The organism is Rhizobium sp. H4, from assembly GCF_003013335.1.
Taxonomy (GTDB): Bacteria; Pseudomonadota; Alphaproteobacteria; order Rhizobiales; family Rhizobiaceae; genus Rhizobium; species Rhizobium sophoriradicis.
Genome location: NZ_PSOW01000011.1, coordinates 81,957 through 96,400 on the forward strand (window position 1 = coordinate 81,957; position 14,444 = coordinate 96,400).

The window sequence follows — 14,444 nt, forward strand, 5'->3', positions numbered from 1 at the left end:
GATGCTTCGTGGATATTGAATTGCGGTCCGGCTGCCCGATCAACCTGACGATGGAAGTGCTGGGTGACCGGTGGAGCCTGATCATCATCCGCGACATCATGTTTGGCAACCGCCGGCATTTCCGCGATCTGCTCAACAATTCGGAGGAGGGCATCGCCTCCAACATTCTGGCGGCGCGGCTGAAACGGCTGCTCTCGCTCGGCTTCATCAGCAAGCGGGATGATCCGAGCCACAGCCAGAAAGCGATCTACAGCCTGACGGAGCCGGCGATCCAACTCGTGCCCGTCTTCGCCATGATCGGCGCCTGGGGCAGGCGTCACCTGCCGGTGACGGAGGATCTCAGCATTCGCGCGCAGCTTCTGGAGGAAGGCGGGCAGTCGCTCTGGGATGAATTCATGGAGGATCTGCGGCAGATCCACATCGTCGATCCGGTCGGCGGGGCGAACGGGACGGTGACCTCGCCGGTGCTGGCGCGGCTGACGGCGGCATTTCTGGAGGTGCGGGAGAAGATGGCGGCTGGGGTGGCGTGATTTAGGCGAAGGGTCGGATGAGGGTGCCGCACGGCACGCCGTTGCTTCCACCTGGCAGCAAAAGCCAATTACGGTCAATCTCCAATTTTCGTTATCGTTCCTTGGGTTGAATTTCGTCTCTACCTCACGAACAAAATGATCAACGGCCCGGCCAGCAGGCTCGCGAGGATGAAGGTGGAGAGGAGATAAGTCTCCAGGAGGCGGAGGATGGATTTGAAATGGATCATGTCGAGGTCCTGAATTGTGGTGCCTGATCCTCCGGTGGAACAATTGCAGCAGCATGACCGGCTGCCTTTCAAGTTCCGCAATGTTGCTGCAACCCTTGCGGCCGAAACAGGGGCGTGAGGGTTGGTTGGGCGATGCGGATTCTGCTGATTGAGGATGAGAAGGAGCTGGCCGAAGCGCTGACTGCGGCGCTCGGCAAGCATGGGATCGTGACCGATCACACGGCGCATCTTGCCGATGCCGTGGAGCTGACGCGGCAGAACCCCTATGATGCGATCCTGCTCGACCGGCGCCTGCCTGACGGCGAGGGGCTGCGCTTCATTCCGGAACTGAGGCGGACCGGCAAGGATACGCCGATCATCGTGCTGACGGCGCTGAACGCGCCGAAGGAGCGGGTGGAGGGGCTCGATCTCGGCGCCGACGATTATCTCGGCAAGCCATTTCTGGTCGAGGAACTGATGGCGCGGCTGCGGGCCGTGCTACGGCGGCCGCCGAGCCTTTCCGAGCTGAAGATCACGGCCGGGCGGATGGTGATCGATCCCCTGCATTTGAGCGTCACCGTCGGCGATATGCCGCTCGATCTGCCGCGGCGCGAGCTTCTGGTGCTCGCCGCGCTCGCCAGGCGCAAGGAGAAGACCGTGCTGCGCGCGACGCTGGAGGCAGCCGTTTACAATTATGAAGAAGAAATTCAGTCGAACGCCCTCGATGCCCATATATCGCGGCTGCGCAAGCGGCTTGCCGATGCGGGTGCGGAGGTTTCGATCCACAATATCCGCGGCGTCGGCTATCTCATGAAGGAAGAATGATGGGGGCAGGAAGCTCCAATCCATCGCTCTGGTGGCGGCTCAGCTGGCAGCTTAGCCTGGTCTTCGTCAGCGTGGTGACGGCCGTCATCATCGGTCTCTGCTTCTATGGCGCGGCGATCCTCTCTCCGAATGTCGCGCTGGAGGATCATATCACTGCAGTCCTGGCTCCGGCCGTCTCGCTCGATGCCGAGGGACGACTCGAAATAAGGAATACGCTGGAGCTTAACGCGCTCAAGCAGCAATATGACGGGCTCTGGTATGTCGCGGCGACGCCGAACGGCTCCTTTGTGTCGTACGGGACCATTCCCCCTGTTTACGCCGAGCTTGTACGTCTGACCTATTTGTTTGAAGGAGCCGATATCAGGGGATCGGCCGGCACAAACGAGATCGCATCGGTGGAAAGCGTCGAGACCGGTATTGGCGAGCTGCGTGTGCTCTTCGGCGGTGTCGCAGACAAGGGCTGGCCAATTTTCACGCTGATGGGCATCGCCTATCCGATCTATGTACCGCTGCTCGCCATTGCCTTGCCCGCGGTTTTCCTCACCGTTCCCAGGATCGTCCGGAGGGGCCTTGCCAGCGTCAGCGAGGTCGCCCGCAAAGCCTCGGAGATCGAACCGCGCCGCTACGATGCGCGCCTGCCGCTGGACGGGATTCCGAGGGAGATCGCGCCGCTGGTGATCGCCTTCAACGAGGCACTCGACCGGCTGGAAATCGAGTTCCGCAAGCGGCAGCACTTCCTGATGGACGCGGCGCACGAGCTGCGGACGCCGATCGCCATCATGCAGACCAGGATCGACGGGACGGCTGAGGGGCAGGACCGCAGGCGGCTGCTGGACGACGTCGCGCGCCTCGCCGAGACGGCCGAACAGCTGCTCGATTTCGAGCGCAACGGCCAGGCAACCGATCTCCATGAAATGGTCGATCTCGTCGAGATCGCCCGCGGCGTCGTGGCCGATCTTGCGCCGCTGGCGATCGGCGCCGGCTACCAGATCTCGTTTCAGAGCGAGGTCGAGAGCTTGAAACGCAAGGGCAGTCCTTCGGCGCTGCCGCGGGCCGTCAGCAACCTTGTGCGCAATGCCATCGACCATGGCGGCAACCGAGGCATGATCACGGTCGCAGTCTCGGATGCAGGCGGCGGGCGGATCAGCGTCACCGACGAAGGGCCGGGCATTCCGGCCGAGCACCGGGAACTGGTGTTAGAGCCCTTCTACCGGGTCACTCCGAAGAGCACGGGGGCGGGGCTGGGCCTCAGCCTCGTCAGGCAGATCGCCTTGAACCATGGCGGCGAGGTTCGCATCGCGAGCGCTGCCGCCGGCATCGAGGTGGCGATCCAACTCGGATGACGCCGGTTGTTTCCGGCAGCCGATGCTGCCGGAAACGATGTAATGCTGCGGCAATTCTTCGCCGCCAATTTCCCCGCACATTATCGGCGACGGAGGCCATCAGAGTGAGCAGAAATCTTTTTACTTCATCTTTTTCAAAGGCTTCGAAAGCCGTGTCCCTCGCATTGCCGCTGGCGCTGACCGTGGCTGCGGTCGGGTGCAGCTCGGTCCCGCTCAAGGAGAGCGGCACACTCTCCACTTATTCCAATCTCGGCGCGCCGAAGGGCAAGCTTTCGAAATCACGCGCCTATGTCGATGGCCTCAGTCTCGCCCCGATCAAGACGGTCGCCATCGAGCCGACGCGGTTCGGCTTCGCTGCGGCAAGCCGGATCAAATCGCCGGCCGACCGCGCGATGGTCGCCAACGCGCTTGACCGGGCGCTCTGCATCTCCCTGAGCGACAGATACCAGATGGTGGCAGCAGGCGAGAGCGCGGACCTGACGATCCGCTCGATGGTCACCGACATCGTGCCGACCAACAAGACCATGGCGGGCGTTTCCACCGTCGTGACCGTCGGGACGGGCTTTGCGCTGCCGGTCGGCGTGCCGCGCCTGCCGGTAGGGCTCGGCGGGCTGGCGGTGGAAGCCGAGGCGGTCGACAAATCGGGCGCACAGCGGGCGGCGATGGTCTGGGCGCGCGGGGCAAATTCGCTTCAGAACAATCCGCGCGTTTCCGAGGTGGGTGACGCCTACGGCCTGGCTTCGAAGTTCAGCAGCGAATTCTCCCGCATGCTGATCGCAGGCAAGGAGCGGAAGGGATTGGACCTTTCGCTTCCCTCCCGCCAGCGGATGAAATCCTGGCTCGGCGGCAAGCCGAAATACGTCGCCTGCGATGCCTTCGGCCGCGAGCCCGGGCTGGTCGGCGCCGTCGCCGCCAAATACGGCGCGCCGCCGCAATGGACGGAGAAGAAGCCGAAGGCGGCCGTCGCTTATTGACCGTGCTCAGCCAACCCCGAGGCTGGGCGGACGGGACGGACGGAGCCGGGACCGAAAAGCCGTGCTCCGTCCGTCTTTTGCGTTCGGGTGTTCTCTCAAACGAGTGACAACAAAAAGCCCCGCATCTTTATGCGGGGCTTGCTCTGGAACAGGGGTGACAAAATTACCGGCACTGACGGCGCGGGCCGTAGTTCGGCTGGTAGGTGTTGTCATAGGCGCGATACGACCGATAGCGGGCGTAGCAATATTCGGCATGAGAGCTATAGCCACGCGAACTATAGGCGCGGGGTTGCGAGGCGATGATGCCGCCGATCAGGGCGCCGGCCGCCAAGCCGCCGATTATGGCGCCGGTGTTGTCGTTGTGGCGCCGCCATCTGCGGTCATAACGGCGATCCCAGCCGTAGCGGTCGCCACGATAGTAGTCTCGGTCGCGATAGTAGCTGCGGTCACGATAGTAACGGCGATCGCTGTAATGTCTGCGCCGTTCACCATAGCGCGAGCAGACGATCGAGAACCTGCTGCAGCCGACGGTCATGATCCGGGCATCGTTATCCCCCGGCGCCGGCTGGGCAGCCGATTGCACCGGCCTCGGCACGAAGGCGGGGGCTGCCGAAACCGGCGTTCCGGAGAAAGCCGTCGCTATCGACAGAGCAATGATGGCGAATTTGTTCATTTCATTCACCTTGGTAGACGGATGTATCGGGGGGTAACGCAACGGAAGGGAATTAGTTTCATTCTGGGAATGATGAAGGCATTTCTCGCGGAAATATTCGGCAGGAAGTTCAAATTGAAAGCAGTTGCTCAATGAGATCTTCATGGGCTTGCTGGTTCAATCCTGATGCAACGGCACTCCAGTGCGGAAGGATTATCATGCGGCTCTGCAGGCTTCTCGGCGTTCTCTGTCTCTCCACGACAGTGGCGCTTTCACCTCTCACCATAGTTTCTACCGATCTCTCGCCGGCTTTCGCCAAGGGCGGCAACGGAGGCGGCGGCGGTAACGGCGGCGGAGGAGGCGGAAGCGGCGGAGGCAATGGCGGTGGCGGAGGCAGCCATGGCGGCGGGAGCGGTAGCGGCAACAGCGGCAGCCACGGTGGCGGCAGCAGTAACAGCGGCGGCAGCGGAAAGAGCAGCACCCGCTCCAGCGGCAAGTCCGAAAACGGCCGTAGCGCCAAGAGCGCCGGCAAATCGGTCCAGACCGGCCAGGCCGGCAAGGCGAAGTCGGCCAAGCAGACCGTCAGCACGAAGGGCTCGGCCAAGAAGACGACCATCGCCTCGGCGCCTGCGGCAAAGCCCGCGAAGAAGCCGGCGGCCGAGCTCGCCGGTCTCAATTCGCTCAAACGCAACTTCCATGCCCTGATGAATACGGCTGACCCGCGCATGGCGGCGATCTCGGCATTCGCCACCGCCTATGCGCAGTACGAACTGACCAAGGGGGCTGCCCCGCCGGCCGACGATCCCGCTCTTGGCGACGCCGCGCTGGCGGCCGCGCTTGCTTCCGCCACCAAGACCGGCACGGTCAGCCCTGAGGCCTTAAGCTGGGCAAAGGATACGCTTGGCATCGGCACGGCGGTCGGCAAGATTGACCAGATGCGGGAGACCATGGCGGCGCAAGCCCCAGCGGAAACCCCAGCAGCGGGAACCGAAACCGAGACCAGCGAAGCGGTCGACAGCACCGAGACGACAGATCCTGCCGTGACTGCGGAAACGCCGGCAGCCGACACGGGCAGCTCGGAAGAGGTAGCGGGAGCGATCGAATCCACGCCGGCCATCGATCCGACTGAAACCTCGGCGGCCACGAGCACGGAAACCAGCGGCCTCTGATAACGTCAGCAGGGGTCATGGGAAAACGTGCATCCTATCTCGCTCGTAACGAGGAAGGTCAGGGGCGCGAAGAAGAGGGGAGGCCGGGCATGGCATGACTTGCCCGGTCAGCCTCGTTTCCCGCCGGCAAGCAGGCGAAGCTGGGTCTCGTCATGCACACCCTGCCGATATAGCTCGATGATGAGGGCGCCGAGACGATCGGCTTCCGCGCCTGATCTGTCGATATTGAGCCCGCTGCAAAGAGCTTCATGCACACGCCTGCAGACAGCGAGGTCTTCCGAGGCGAGCGGTTCGTCACGCGTGCTGAACAGCTTGTCTGACATCGCAGTCTGCCCTTTTTCGATGCCGTGAATCGCTATTGCGAAAAAAGATAATTTCGCAGGCCTTGCTCTGCAAGATGGGCGAACGTCTGAATTGAAAAAGCAGCGCAACGCTTCAAGATGCTGCAGTGCCATGTGCGCGTCCCCAAAAAAGCGCGGCGTTGGAAACAGGGCACGCGGAGACGCAGGCGAGGGCATGGAGATGCGCTGGTCGACGGCATCAGAATAGGCCTACCTCGCCGCCGGATCCTTGCCGCCCTGCTGCGATAAGCGCAGTTCTTTCAGCCGCTTGGTCTTTTCCCGGCGGGCCCGCTGCTCCGCCTCGATGGTTTCCTTGGCGGCTCGCTCGGTATTTTCAAAACGATCCTGCCGGTAAGCCTTTGATGAGGGTTCACGTTCTCTTTTCATGGCCGCTAAACGCAAATCGGCGAAAACGGTTTCATGCGAAAGCCGTTTTACCGGAAACGGCATGGCCCGCGGGCGCCTCCAGCGCCCGCCGGCCTAGCGTCAGCCCTTGATGAAGGCGAGGATGTCGGGGTTCACGATATCGGCGTGGGTGGTGCACAAGCCGTGCGGGAGTTTCTCGTACACCTTGAGCGTGGCGTTCTGCAGCAGCTTGGACGAGAGCAGGGCGGAGTCGGCGATCGGCACGATCTGGTCGTCATCGCCATGCATGACGAGGGTCGGCACGGTGATGATCTTCAGATCCTCGGTGAAGTCGGTTTCCGAGAACACCTTAATGCCGTCGTAATGCGCCTTGGCGCCGCCCATCATGCCCTGGCGCCACCAATTGTTGATGACCGGTTCCCGCACTTTCGCGCCCGGCCGGTTGAAGCCGTAGAACGGGCCGGCCGGCAGGTCGTGGTAGAACTGCGAGCGATTGGCGGCGAGCTGCTGGCGCAGGCCGTCGAAAACTTCGATCGGCAGCCCGCCGGGATTGGCATCCGTCTTGACCATGAGCGGCGGCACGGCGCCGATAATGACGAGCTTGGCAACGCGGCCCTGCGGCTGGCCGTGGCGGGCGACATAATGGGTCGCTTCGCCGCCGCCGGTGGAATGGCCGACGTGGACGGTGTTCCTAAGATCGAGATGCTCGACGACGGCTGAGGCATCGGCGGCGTAATGATCCATGTCGTGACCGTCGCCGACCTGGGTGGAGCGGCCGTGGCCGCGCCGATCATGGGCGACGACGCGGTAGCCCTTCTCGAGGAAGAACAGCATCTGAGTATCCCAGTCGTCAGCGCTCAGCGGCCAGCCGTGGTGGAACATGATCGGCTGGGCGTTCTTCGGCCCCCAGTCCTTGTAGAAAATCTCGACGCCGTCCTTGGTTGTGACTGTGCTCATGTCATGACTCCTTGATTGGGTGGATTGAACTAGACAGACAGTTGCAGGCGTGATCGGCAAGGCCCGGGAGGGTCGTTACGCCAGGGGCCGGAGAACCGCGCCTGCGGGGGTTAAAATTGGCAAGATAATGAAGTGCTTATTGAGCACATCATTGTATTTCATTGATATGACAGCGGTTTGATAGGCTAGTCTTCATGCCGGGTGCCCATCCTTCCAGGCCGCGGCAGCAGGACATGGCGCGCCTTGCCTGCTGCTTCGCGCTGCGAATATTCCTTTTGATACCCCGCATCTCGGTTGCGGAATGCGCCGAGATACGGGCTGATAATGAGCCATTTTATTTCCATTCGTTCAATCTATCTGTCGCGGTAGTTCGATTTATCCTTCCGGCTAGGTTCGCCTTCCCTCCTGTTGCGCCGGGATGCAAGCTCCGCTGGCGCTCACTTGAACGCGGATCGACGCCCAACCATCTAATTCTCTCGAACAGCGCCATGGCCAACGATCGCAATCGCGATTGCTTTGCCGGCGGCGGGACGGCCGTTGCTGCCGCCAGAGGATCAGATCATGGGTTTCATGGACAAGGACATCGCGCCCGGGGATGACGTGGCGCTGATCGATGCCTATTCGCAATCGATCGCAGCCGCAGTCGACAGGGTTGGGCCGGCGGTCAGCCGGATCGAGCGGGTGGGAGGCCGGCAGGGGCATGGGTCGGGTTTTGCCGTTTCGCCCGATGGCCTGATCATCACCAACAGCCATGTCGTCGGCGACGCCAAGCTCGTCCGCATCACCACGCCGGACGAATTCATCACCGAGGGACGTGTGCTCGGCCGCGATATCGATACCGATATCGCTCTTGTTCGGGCCAATGCGAGCACCGGAGCCTGGGCGAGGCTCGGCGACTCGCAGCGCCTGCGCCGGGGGCATATTGCGATCGCGATCGGAAACCCGCTTGGCTTCGAATGGACGGTCACTGCAGGCATCGTCTCGGCGCTCGGCCGCTCGATGCGGGCGGCAAGCGGCAGGCTGATGGAGGATGTCATTCAGACCGACGCGGCGCTTAATCCCGGCAACTCCGGTGGGCCGCTGGTGTCTTCGGGCGGCGAGGTCATCGGCGTCAACACCGCCGTGATCCAGGGCGCGCAGAGCATTGCCTTTGCCGTGGCATCGAATACGGCCAATTTCGTCGTTTCGGAAATCCTCCGCTACGGCCAGGTCCGACGGGCCTTCATCGGTATTTCAGGCGACACGATCGTGCTGCCGCGCCGGGTTGCGCTGGCAGCGGGCACGCTGCAGACGACCTCCGTTCGCATCCGGCGTGTCGAGCCGGAAGGGCCGGCGGCAAAGGGCGGGCTGCAGGAGGGCGATTACATTCTCGCCATCGACGCAAGCCCGGTCGGCGGCGTCGACGATATTGTCAGGCTGATGGACGGCAGCCGGATCGGCAGAGAAACGGAAATCCTGGTGTTCTCCGTGGCCGGCCGGATCGAAAAGAAGATCTTGCTGCCGATGGCGCGGTCATAAGCCGTGGCAGAGTTCGTAACACAAGGTAAGTACATTCGACGTGGCGACGAACACATAACCTTACGTCAGGCGCTGACCGCTTCCTGTTCCGTCCCCGAAAAATCCACCGCCGCGAAGGCCGCCGCCAGCACCTCCGGTCCGGCGCCGGTTTTTGCCGCGTCGGTGGAGAGAATCTGGCGGTAGCGCCGGGCACCGGGCAGGCCGGTGAAAAGGCCGACCATGTGGCGGGCCACGTGCTGCAGCCGTCCGCCGGCGGCGATATGGCGCTCGGCATAGGTCATCATCCGCTCACAGAGCGCCGGCCAGTCGGGTTCTGCCGCCGGCGCCCCGAAGAAGCGGTGGTCGACGTCGGCAAGCACCGCCGCATTCTGGTAGGCTGCCCGGCCGAGCATGACGCCGTCGACATGGGCGAGGTGGCTCGCGGCCTCGTCGAGCGTGCGGATGCCGCCGTTGATGCCGATGAAGACGTCGGGCCAGCGCTGTTTCATCCGGTAGACGATCTCGTAGTCGAGCGGCGGGATCTCGCGATTCTCCTTCGGACTCAGGCCTTTCAGCCAGGCTTTGCGCGCATGGATCCAGATCGCGTCGGCGCCGGCATCGAGAACGCGCGTGATAAGCGCGGGCAGGGCCTCTTCCGGCTCCTGCTCATCGACGCCGATGCGGCATTTCACCGTCACCGGCGCGGTCGCGACCGCCTTCATCGCCGCGACGCATGCGGCCACCGTCTCCGGCGTCAGCATCAGGCAGGCGCCGAAGGTGCCCGATTGCACGCGGTCGGAGGGGCAGCCGACATTGAGGTTGATCTCGTCATAGCCATAGGGTTCGGCGATTTTCACCGCCTCGGCAAGCTTGCCCGGATCCGATCCGCCGAGCTGCAGCGCCAGCGGATGTTCCGCCACGTCATGGCCGAGCAGCCGCTCGCGCGGGCCGTGGATGATCGCATCGGCGACCACCATCTCGGTATAGAGCAGCGCCTGGCGGCTGATCTGGCGGTGGAAATAGCGGCAATGCCGATCCGTCCAGTCGATCATCGGGGCGACCGCAAAAATCGGCCTTTTCTGCATCATCGAGGTTTTCTTGTTCCTTGTCGCAGGCGGCAGGGCGCTGCACCTGCAGCCCGCCGGCGGGTTATCATAAAAGGCGCATATAACACTTGCCGGTGCGATCGACAAATTCGCAAGCGCAAACGAAAACGGCGCCCCTTGCGGAGCGCCGTTCATGCCGCAGAAAGCGGATATATGACTTACGAAGCCGAGATGTTGACGGCCTTCGGGCCCTTGCCCATGCGGTCCGGCTCGGTGTCGAAGGTAACCTGCTGGCCTTCGCGCAGCGACTGGATGCCAGAAGCCTGCAGCGCGGAAATGTGGACGAAAACGTCCTTTGCGCCGCCGTCCGGCGTGATGAAACCAAAACCCTTGTCCTGGTTGAAGAATTTTACGGTGCCTTTGGTGGCCATTGGGATCGTCCTTTTCCCTTAGTCTGTCTAGTATCCGCGCCCCCGAGGGGAAGCGGACGGCTTTAGCTTTCGCCCCGAATCGATGGGACGAAGGGTCAGTCGGAGAAGTCACGTACGGGGAAAGAACGTCTACGCAGGCGGGTATTCCCGCGTCTCCTTCCGTAACGGAAGGGATTGCCACATCAGTCCAGTCACCGGCATGCTAATGCCCGAGTAGGTGGATTGGTGCCATCTTTTCGGTCAAAAGGCAAGCGACATTATTGTGGCATGCCGTTTGCCGTGACAGGAAATCCCGAAGATTCAGATACTTGACGAAAAGTTGGCAAATCCTTGCATGGCTGTGCCATGGCGGGATCGGCGTGCCGAAACGGAACGAGGCAGTGCGCAACAACCTTGCATTGCTCTTTGCTCGCGCTCGGTGCATGCGCTCTCTTTGCTCACGTGACCGGCACGCCCCTGCTGACGGGCGGAAGAGGGCAGCGCGTTGGGACTGTCGCCGCCTACTGCGCATCCCCCAACAGTGCGGTCAGGCTCCAGGGAGAATCGCCTTTCTGATTGGCGATGTCATCGACCTTCCAGCCGCCGTGTTCGCGCACCAGGGTATAGAAGAGCGTCACCTCTTCGCCGTTTTCGAACTGCACTTCCACCTCGGCCTTGTCGTCCAGCAGGATCGGCTGGCCGATCCGGACGTTGCTCGCTTCGCCGTCCTGGCCTGCAATGACAGGATCGAAATCGACCGCGCCGACATCACCCTCCGGCGTGTTGTCGAGATCGGCCTGGAGAAGCTTGTTCAGGTGGTCGGAAAAGAAGATCGAATAGGGCGAGGGCGCCTCGGCGTCGCTTCTGTCGGTGTCGTAGCTGTAAAGCGCCTTGAGCAGCGCTTTCGGCGTCTTGTAGGTCTCCGCCAAGGCGGGCAGGGCGGCGAAGACCGAAATGGCGAGGGCGAGGATGAATGTGGGCAGACGCATGCGGCTCTCCTCGGGTGGGTGGAGAATCATAGCCGAAACCGGCGTCGACGTGGAGCGGCATTTTCGGAGGGTGTCCGCATGGCCGCCGGCCTCGCCGGTTTCGGGTGGCCCCCGCGACGACCGGCGGAAGAGTCTCACCGGTGGGGCTTGCAAGACTGCTAGCCCCACCGGTGTTGAGGCAAACTGTCGTGCTAGATCAGCGCCTCATGCCCCAGGCTCGATGACATCGGCTCGAAGACGTCCTTCACGGCGAGCGTGAAGTCGTGGCTGGTGACGTTGCCGGCCGCGTCATAGGCTTCGGCGGTGAAGGTCAGGCTGTGGGTGCTTTCGTAGTCGATCGCCGCCTTGGTCTGGATCTTGTTGCCGACCAGCTTGAAGATGCCGTCCGCATTATCGGTCAGCCGCCACTTGACCACGCCGCCTTCCGGATCGACGGCCGAGAGCAGGCCGACCGAAGTGCCGATTGCGACATTCTCGGAGATCGAGCTGCGCGAGAAAGAGAGCTTGATCGGCGCCTGGTTGGCCGGGGCCTCGTTGACGTCGAGGACGTTGATGGTGATGTCCTTCTCGACCGCGACCTTGCCGTCGGAGACCGCCACCTTGATCGTGTGGGACGTCGCCGTCTCGTAGTCCAGCTCCTTCGAGGTGACGATGCGATTGCCCTTCAGGCGGAAGTGATCGCCGGCGCCGTCGATGAGCGTGTAGGTGAGGGCGTCACCATCGGCGTCCTTGGCGCTGAGCAGGCCGAGCGTCGTCCAGATCGGCGTATCCTCGGAGAGGGCAGTTTTCGAGAGCTGGATGTTGGTTGGCGCGTTATTGGTGCTCGTGAATGTTTGCGTGGCGAATTCGTAGACGCCGTCGGCGAAACGGGCGAATTCGACGTCTGTCAGCACATCCTCATAGTCCTGCCCGCTCATGCTCGTCACGATGTGGTGGGTTTCATTGTCGTAGATGACGCCGAGCATATAGTCGGCGAAATTACTAGAGAAGACCGCCGTGTCGATGCCGGCGCCACCGTTGATGACGTCGTAGCCGCCATTGCCCTCGAAAATGTCGTTGCCGTCGGTTCCCGCAAATTCGTCATCGCCGTTGCCGGCCTTGACGTCAATGCTGGAGCCGTAGCCCGTAATGAAGGCTCCCCGATCTCCCAGCTCGTCGGAAAGATCGAGATGGGCGCCGTCCGTCACTGCCAGTGAGGCGCGAGAATTGCTTTCGAACGGATCGGCCGACGCGGCGACAATGCTATCAAAGCTTTCGAACTGCGCGCTCGAACCGGCAACCTGAAATCTTGCCGTGTCAAGCAATTCGATGTTCTCGATCGTCAAGCCTCTGAGATCGGGGGCTTGCAGGCGATCGAACCCGTCACCGCCATTGATCGTTCCGGAAATCAGTGGAGCGAATGGCTGCACGATGATGACATCGCTGCCGTCGCCGGCGTCGATGTCCAGGACTTCCGGCACGAGGCCGAGATCCGGAGAGACGTTGCCAACATCCCCGTCGGTGATCGTATCGTTGCCGGCGCCGCCCCGAATGACGTCATTTCCGCCGTCGCCGAAGATCTGGTCATTGCCGGCGCCACCATTCAGCATGTCATTGCCAGTTCCGCCATGGAGGTGATCGTTTCCGGCGCCGCCGTTCAGCGTGTCTGCGCCGTCACCGCCCGAGATCGTGTCGTTGCCTGCCCCCGTCGTAATCGTATCGTCGCCGCTTGAACCCGTCACATCTGCGGAGCCTGAGCCCAGTTCGTCGGCAAGATCTACCGTCCCGGAATCCGAGATCACCAGGGTGGCCGCGACGAGAGGATTGAGTTCTGAGTGGCGAATGATGTCGTAAGCTTCCAACTCCGCGCCGGTCTTGGTGATCGTGGCGCCGTTCGTCTCCGGATATTCAAAGGAATATCCGGAGGAGTGCTGTTGACCGTGAAAGTGTTCTTATCGAAATCGTAGACGCCATCGGCAAATTGCGCGAATTCGACGTCTTGCAGCGTATCCGTGCCTTCCAGTCCGCTCGTCACGACCTTTTCAAAATTTTCCACGGAAAGGGAATAGTCGGCAAAATTGCCGGCGAAAACTGCCGTGTCGGTGCCGTCGCCGCCATTGAGCTGGTCGTCGCCGGCGCCGCCGGTCAATTTGTCATTGCCGTCCTCGCCGGCGAGAAAGTCATTGCCGCCGCCGCCGTCGGAAATGTCGTTGACGCCACTGCCCGAAAATACGTCGTCGCCATCGCCGGTTTTGACGTCAACGCCGGAGGGATTGTTCCAGCCCGAGATATGGGCTCGACGGTCCGCCAACTCGTCGGAAAGATCAAGGTGCGCGCTGTCCGTCACCGCCAAAGAGGCGAAGAACTCGGAAAGCGGATCTGTCGATCCGATGATCTTATCAAAGCTTTCGAACTGCGCGCTCGAACCGGTAACCGTATATGGCGAGGTTTGAAGGACCTCAATGTTTTTGATCGTCAGACCATCGAGCGACAAGGACTGCAGCGTATCGATTCCGGCGCCGCCATCGACTGTTCCTGAAATCAGTGGATTGTATCTCTCCACGACTATGGAATCGTCGCCGTCACCGGCGTCGATGTCGGTGAGTTGCTGCTGCTCGCCCGTTCCCGGCCACGGGATGCCACCGTCAAAAATTATATCGTTACCGGCGCCGCCGATCAATTTGTCGTTGCCGCTACCACCACTGATCACATCGTCGCCGGCGCCGCCGTTCAGCGTGTCACTACCGTCGTTGCCTGAGATCGTGTCGTTGCCCCCGCCCGTCGTGATCGCATTGCCGTAGTAAGAGCCAATCACGTGTGCAGAGACGGAGGCCAGCTCATCGGCCAGATCCACCAGGCCGGAATCGGAGACGGTGAGAGAGACAGGTGCGGAAGGGTTGGCAGCCGAGTCGCGGATGACATCGTAGGCTTCGAACTCGGCGCCGGTCTTGGTGACTCTGGCGCCGTTGGTGTCCAGTATATTCAAGGCCATATTTAAAATTACCCCAATAGATGCGTTGTACTTCGAAAATCAGAAATCCGCGGAAGAACTGGTTTATTGGTTCGGCGGAAGACAACCCCACGGGGATCTATGCCAATCATTAATGGTGTTTTCAATGAAAAATTGTGATTTTTTCTTTGGTTTTTTAACGAAAAACTA

13 protein-coding genes and 1 pseudogene are annotated in these 14,444 nt (G+C 61.8%); 6 read left to right on the top strand and 8 right to left on the bottom strand.

All coding sequences use genetic code 11. From position 1 onward, the window contains the following. Window positions 1-8: 8 nt before the first annotated feature. From C4N04_RS18180 to C4N04_RS18200, 4 genes are all read left to right on the top strand, one after another. Complete coding sequence (locus tag C4N04_RS18180; protein WP_096761935.1) at window positions 9-530, top strand: helix-turn-helix domain-containing protein; 522 nt, start codon at window positions 9-11, stop codon at window positions 528-530. A gap of 359 nt (window positions 531-889) precedes the next feature. Further along, entirely contained in the window at window positions 890-1,561 is a 672-nt protein-coding gene (locus tag C4N04_RS18190) for a response regulator transcription factor (RefSeq protein ID WP_077989381.1), read from the top strand. Then, window positions 1,561-2,904, top strand: coding sequence for an ATP-binding protein (locus C4N04_RS18195; RefSeq protein WP_096761932.1), 1,344 nt, complete (start codon window positions 1,561-1,563; stop codon window positions 2,902-2,904). Before C4N04_RS18190 ends, C4N04_RS18195 begins: the two co-directional genes overlap by 1 nt. Window positions 2,905-3,056: 152 nt before the next feature. Further along, the gene (locus C4N04_RS18200; RefSeq protein ID WP_077989433.1) at window positions 3,057-3,878 is read left to right on the top strand and encodes a DUF3313 domain-containing protein; all 822 of its coding nucleotides are present in this window, start codon (window positions 3,057-3,059) and stop codon (window positions 3,876-3,878) included. Between the two features lie 163 nt (window positions 3,879-4,041). Here the strand turns inward: C4N04_RS18200 and C4N04_RS18205 are convergent, their stop codons facing one another. After that, entirely contained in the window at window positions 4,042-4,551 is a 510-nt protein-coding gene (locus tag C4N04_RS18205; RefSeq protein ID WP_106796675.1) for a BA14K family protein, read from the bottom strand. Between the two features lie 197 nt (window positions 4,552-4,748). Here C4N04_RS18205 and C4N04_RS18210 point away from each other — a divergent pair, with 197 nt between their 5' ends. Further along, entirely contained in the window at window positions 4,749-5,699 is a 951-nt protein-coding gene (locus tag C4N04_RS18210) for a hypothetical protein (RefSeq protein ID WP_106796676.1), read from the top strand. Between the two features lie 107 nt (window positions 5,700-5,806). On the opposite strand, the gene C4N04_RS18215 is transcribed toward C4N04_RS18210, so the two are convergent. The 3 genes from C4N04_RS18215 to C4N04_RS18225 form a co-directional block, all read right to left on the bottom strand. Continuing rightward, complete coding sequence (locus C4N04_RS18215) at window positions 5,807-6,022, bottom strand: hypothetical protein (protein ID WP_038689620.1); 216 nt, start codon at window positions 6,020-6,022, stop codon at window positions 5,807-5,809. Window positions 6,023-6,250: 228 nt separating this feature from the next. Continuing rightward, window positions 6,251-6,490, bottom strand: coding sequence for a hypothetical protein (locus C4N04_RS18220; protein WP_009996943.1), 240 nt, complete (start codon window positions 6,488-6,490; stop codon window positions 6,251-6,253). A 36-nt stretch (window positions 6,491-6,526) separates the two neighbouring features. Next, window positions 6,527-7,363 carry an alpha/beta hydrolase gene (locus tag C4N04_RS18225; RefSeq protein WP_106796677.1) on the bottom strand — a complete coding sequence of 279 codons (837 nt, stop codon included), beginning with the start codon at window positions 7,361-7,363 and terminating at the stop codon, window positions 6,527-6,529. 561 nt (window positions 7,364-7,924) lie between these two features. Here C4N04_RS18225 and C4N04_RS18230 point away from each other — a divergent pair. Continuing rightward, entirely contained in the window at window positions 7,925-8,881 is a 957-nt protein-coding gene (locus C4N04_RS18230) for a trypsin-like peptidase domain-containing protein (protein WP_106796737.1), read from the top strand. A 65-nt stretch (window positions 8,882-8,946) separates the two neighbouring features. Here C4N04_RS18230 and dusA read toward each other — a convergent pair whose 3' ends face one another. The 4 genes and pseudogenes from dusA to C4N04_RS32600 all read right to left on the bottom strand — a co-directional run bounded on the left by dusA (window position 8,947) and on the right by C4N04_RS32600 (window position 14,276). Then, window positions 8,947-9,948: a tRNA dihydrouridine(20/20a) synthase DusA gene (gene dusA, locus C4N04_RS18235; RefSeq protein ID WP_096761930.1), complete on the bottom strand. Its 1,002-nt coding sequence runs from the start codon at window positions 9,946-9,948 to the stop codon at window positions 8,947-8,949. A gap of 176 nt (window positions 9,949-10,124) precedes the next feature. Continuing rightward, window positions 10,125-10,337 carry a cold-shock protein gene (locus C4N04_RS18240; RefSeq protein ID WP_003540801.1) on the bottom strand — a complete coding sequence of 71 codons (213 nt, stop codon included), beginning with the start codon at window positions 10,335-10,337 and terminating at the stop codon, window positions 10,125-10,127. A gap of 500 nt (window positions 10,338-10,837) precedes the next feature. Next, the gene (locus C4N04_RS18245) at window positions 10,838-11,305 is read right to left on the bottom strand and encodes a DUF3828 domain-containing protein (RefSeq protein WP_106796678.1); all 468 of its coding nucleotides are present in this window, start codon (window positions 11,303-11,305) and stop codon (window positions 10,838-10,840) included. A gap of 191 nt (window positions 11,306-11,496) precedes the next feature. Then, window positions 11,497-14,276 (bottom strand): annotated as a pseudogene (locus C4N04_RS32600) (metal-binding protein). Window positions 14,277-14,444 lie beyond the last annotated feature (168 nt).

Excerpts from the sequence above, each read along its gene's own strand:
- C4N04_RS18190 (WP_077989381.1), top strand. The coding sequence starts at position 890 with ATGCGGATTCTGCTGATTGAGGATGAGAAGGAGCTGGCCGAAGCGCTG.
- C4N04_RS18195 (WP_096761932.1), top strand. The coding sequence starts at position 1,561 with ATGGGGGCAGGAAGCTCCAATCCATCGCTCTGGTGGCGGCTCAGCTGG.
- C4N04_RS18205 (WP_106796675.1), bottom strand. The coding sequence starts at position 4,551 with ATGAACAAATTCGCCATCATTGCTCTGTCGATAGCGACGGCTTTCTCC.
- C4N04_RS18210 (WP_106796676.1), top strand. The coding sequence starts at position 4,749 with ATGCGGCTCTGCAGGCTTCTCGGCGTTCTCTGTCTCTCCACGACAGTG.
- C4N04_RS18215 (WP_038689620.1), bottom strand. The coding sequence starts at position 6,022 with ATGTCAGACAAGCTGTTCAGCACGCGTGACGAACCGCTCGCCTCGGAA.
- C4N04_RS18220 (WP_009996943.1), bottom strand. The coding sequence starts at position 6,490 with ATGCCGTTTCCGGTAAAACGGCTTTCGCATGAAACCGTTTTCGCCGAT.
- C4N04_RS18225 (WP_106796677.1), bottom strand. The coding sequence starts at position 7,363 with ATGAGCACAGTCACAACCAAGGACGGCGTCGAGATTTTCTACAAGGAC.
- C4N04_RS18230 (WP_106796737.1), top strand. The coding sequence starts at position 7,925 with ATGGGTTTCATGGACAAGGACATCGCGCCCGGGGATGACGTGGCGCTG.
- dusA (WP_096761930.1), bottom strand. The coding sequence starts at position 9,948 with ATGATGCAGAAAAGGCCGATTTTTGCGGTCGCCCCGATGATCGACTGG.
- C4N04_RS18240 (WP_003540801.1), bottom strand. The coding sequence starts at position 10,337 with ATGGCCACCAAAGGCACCGTAAAATTCTTCAACCAGGACAAGGGTTTT.
- C4N04_RS18245 (WP_106796678.1), bottom strand. The coding sequence starts at position 11,305 with ATGCGTCTGCCCACATTCATCCTCGCCCTCGCCATTTCGGTCTTCGCC.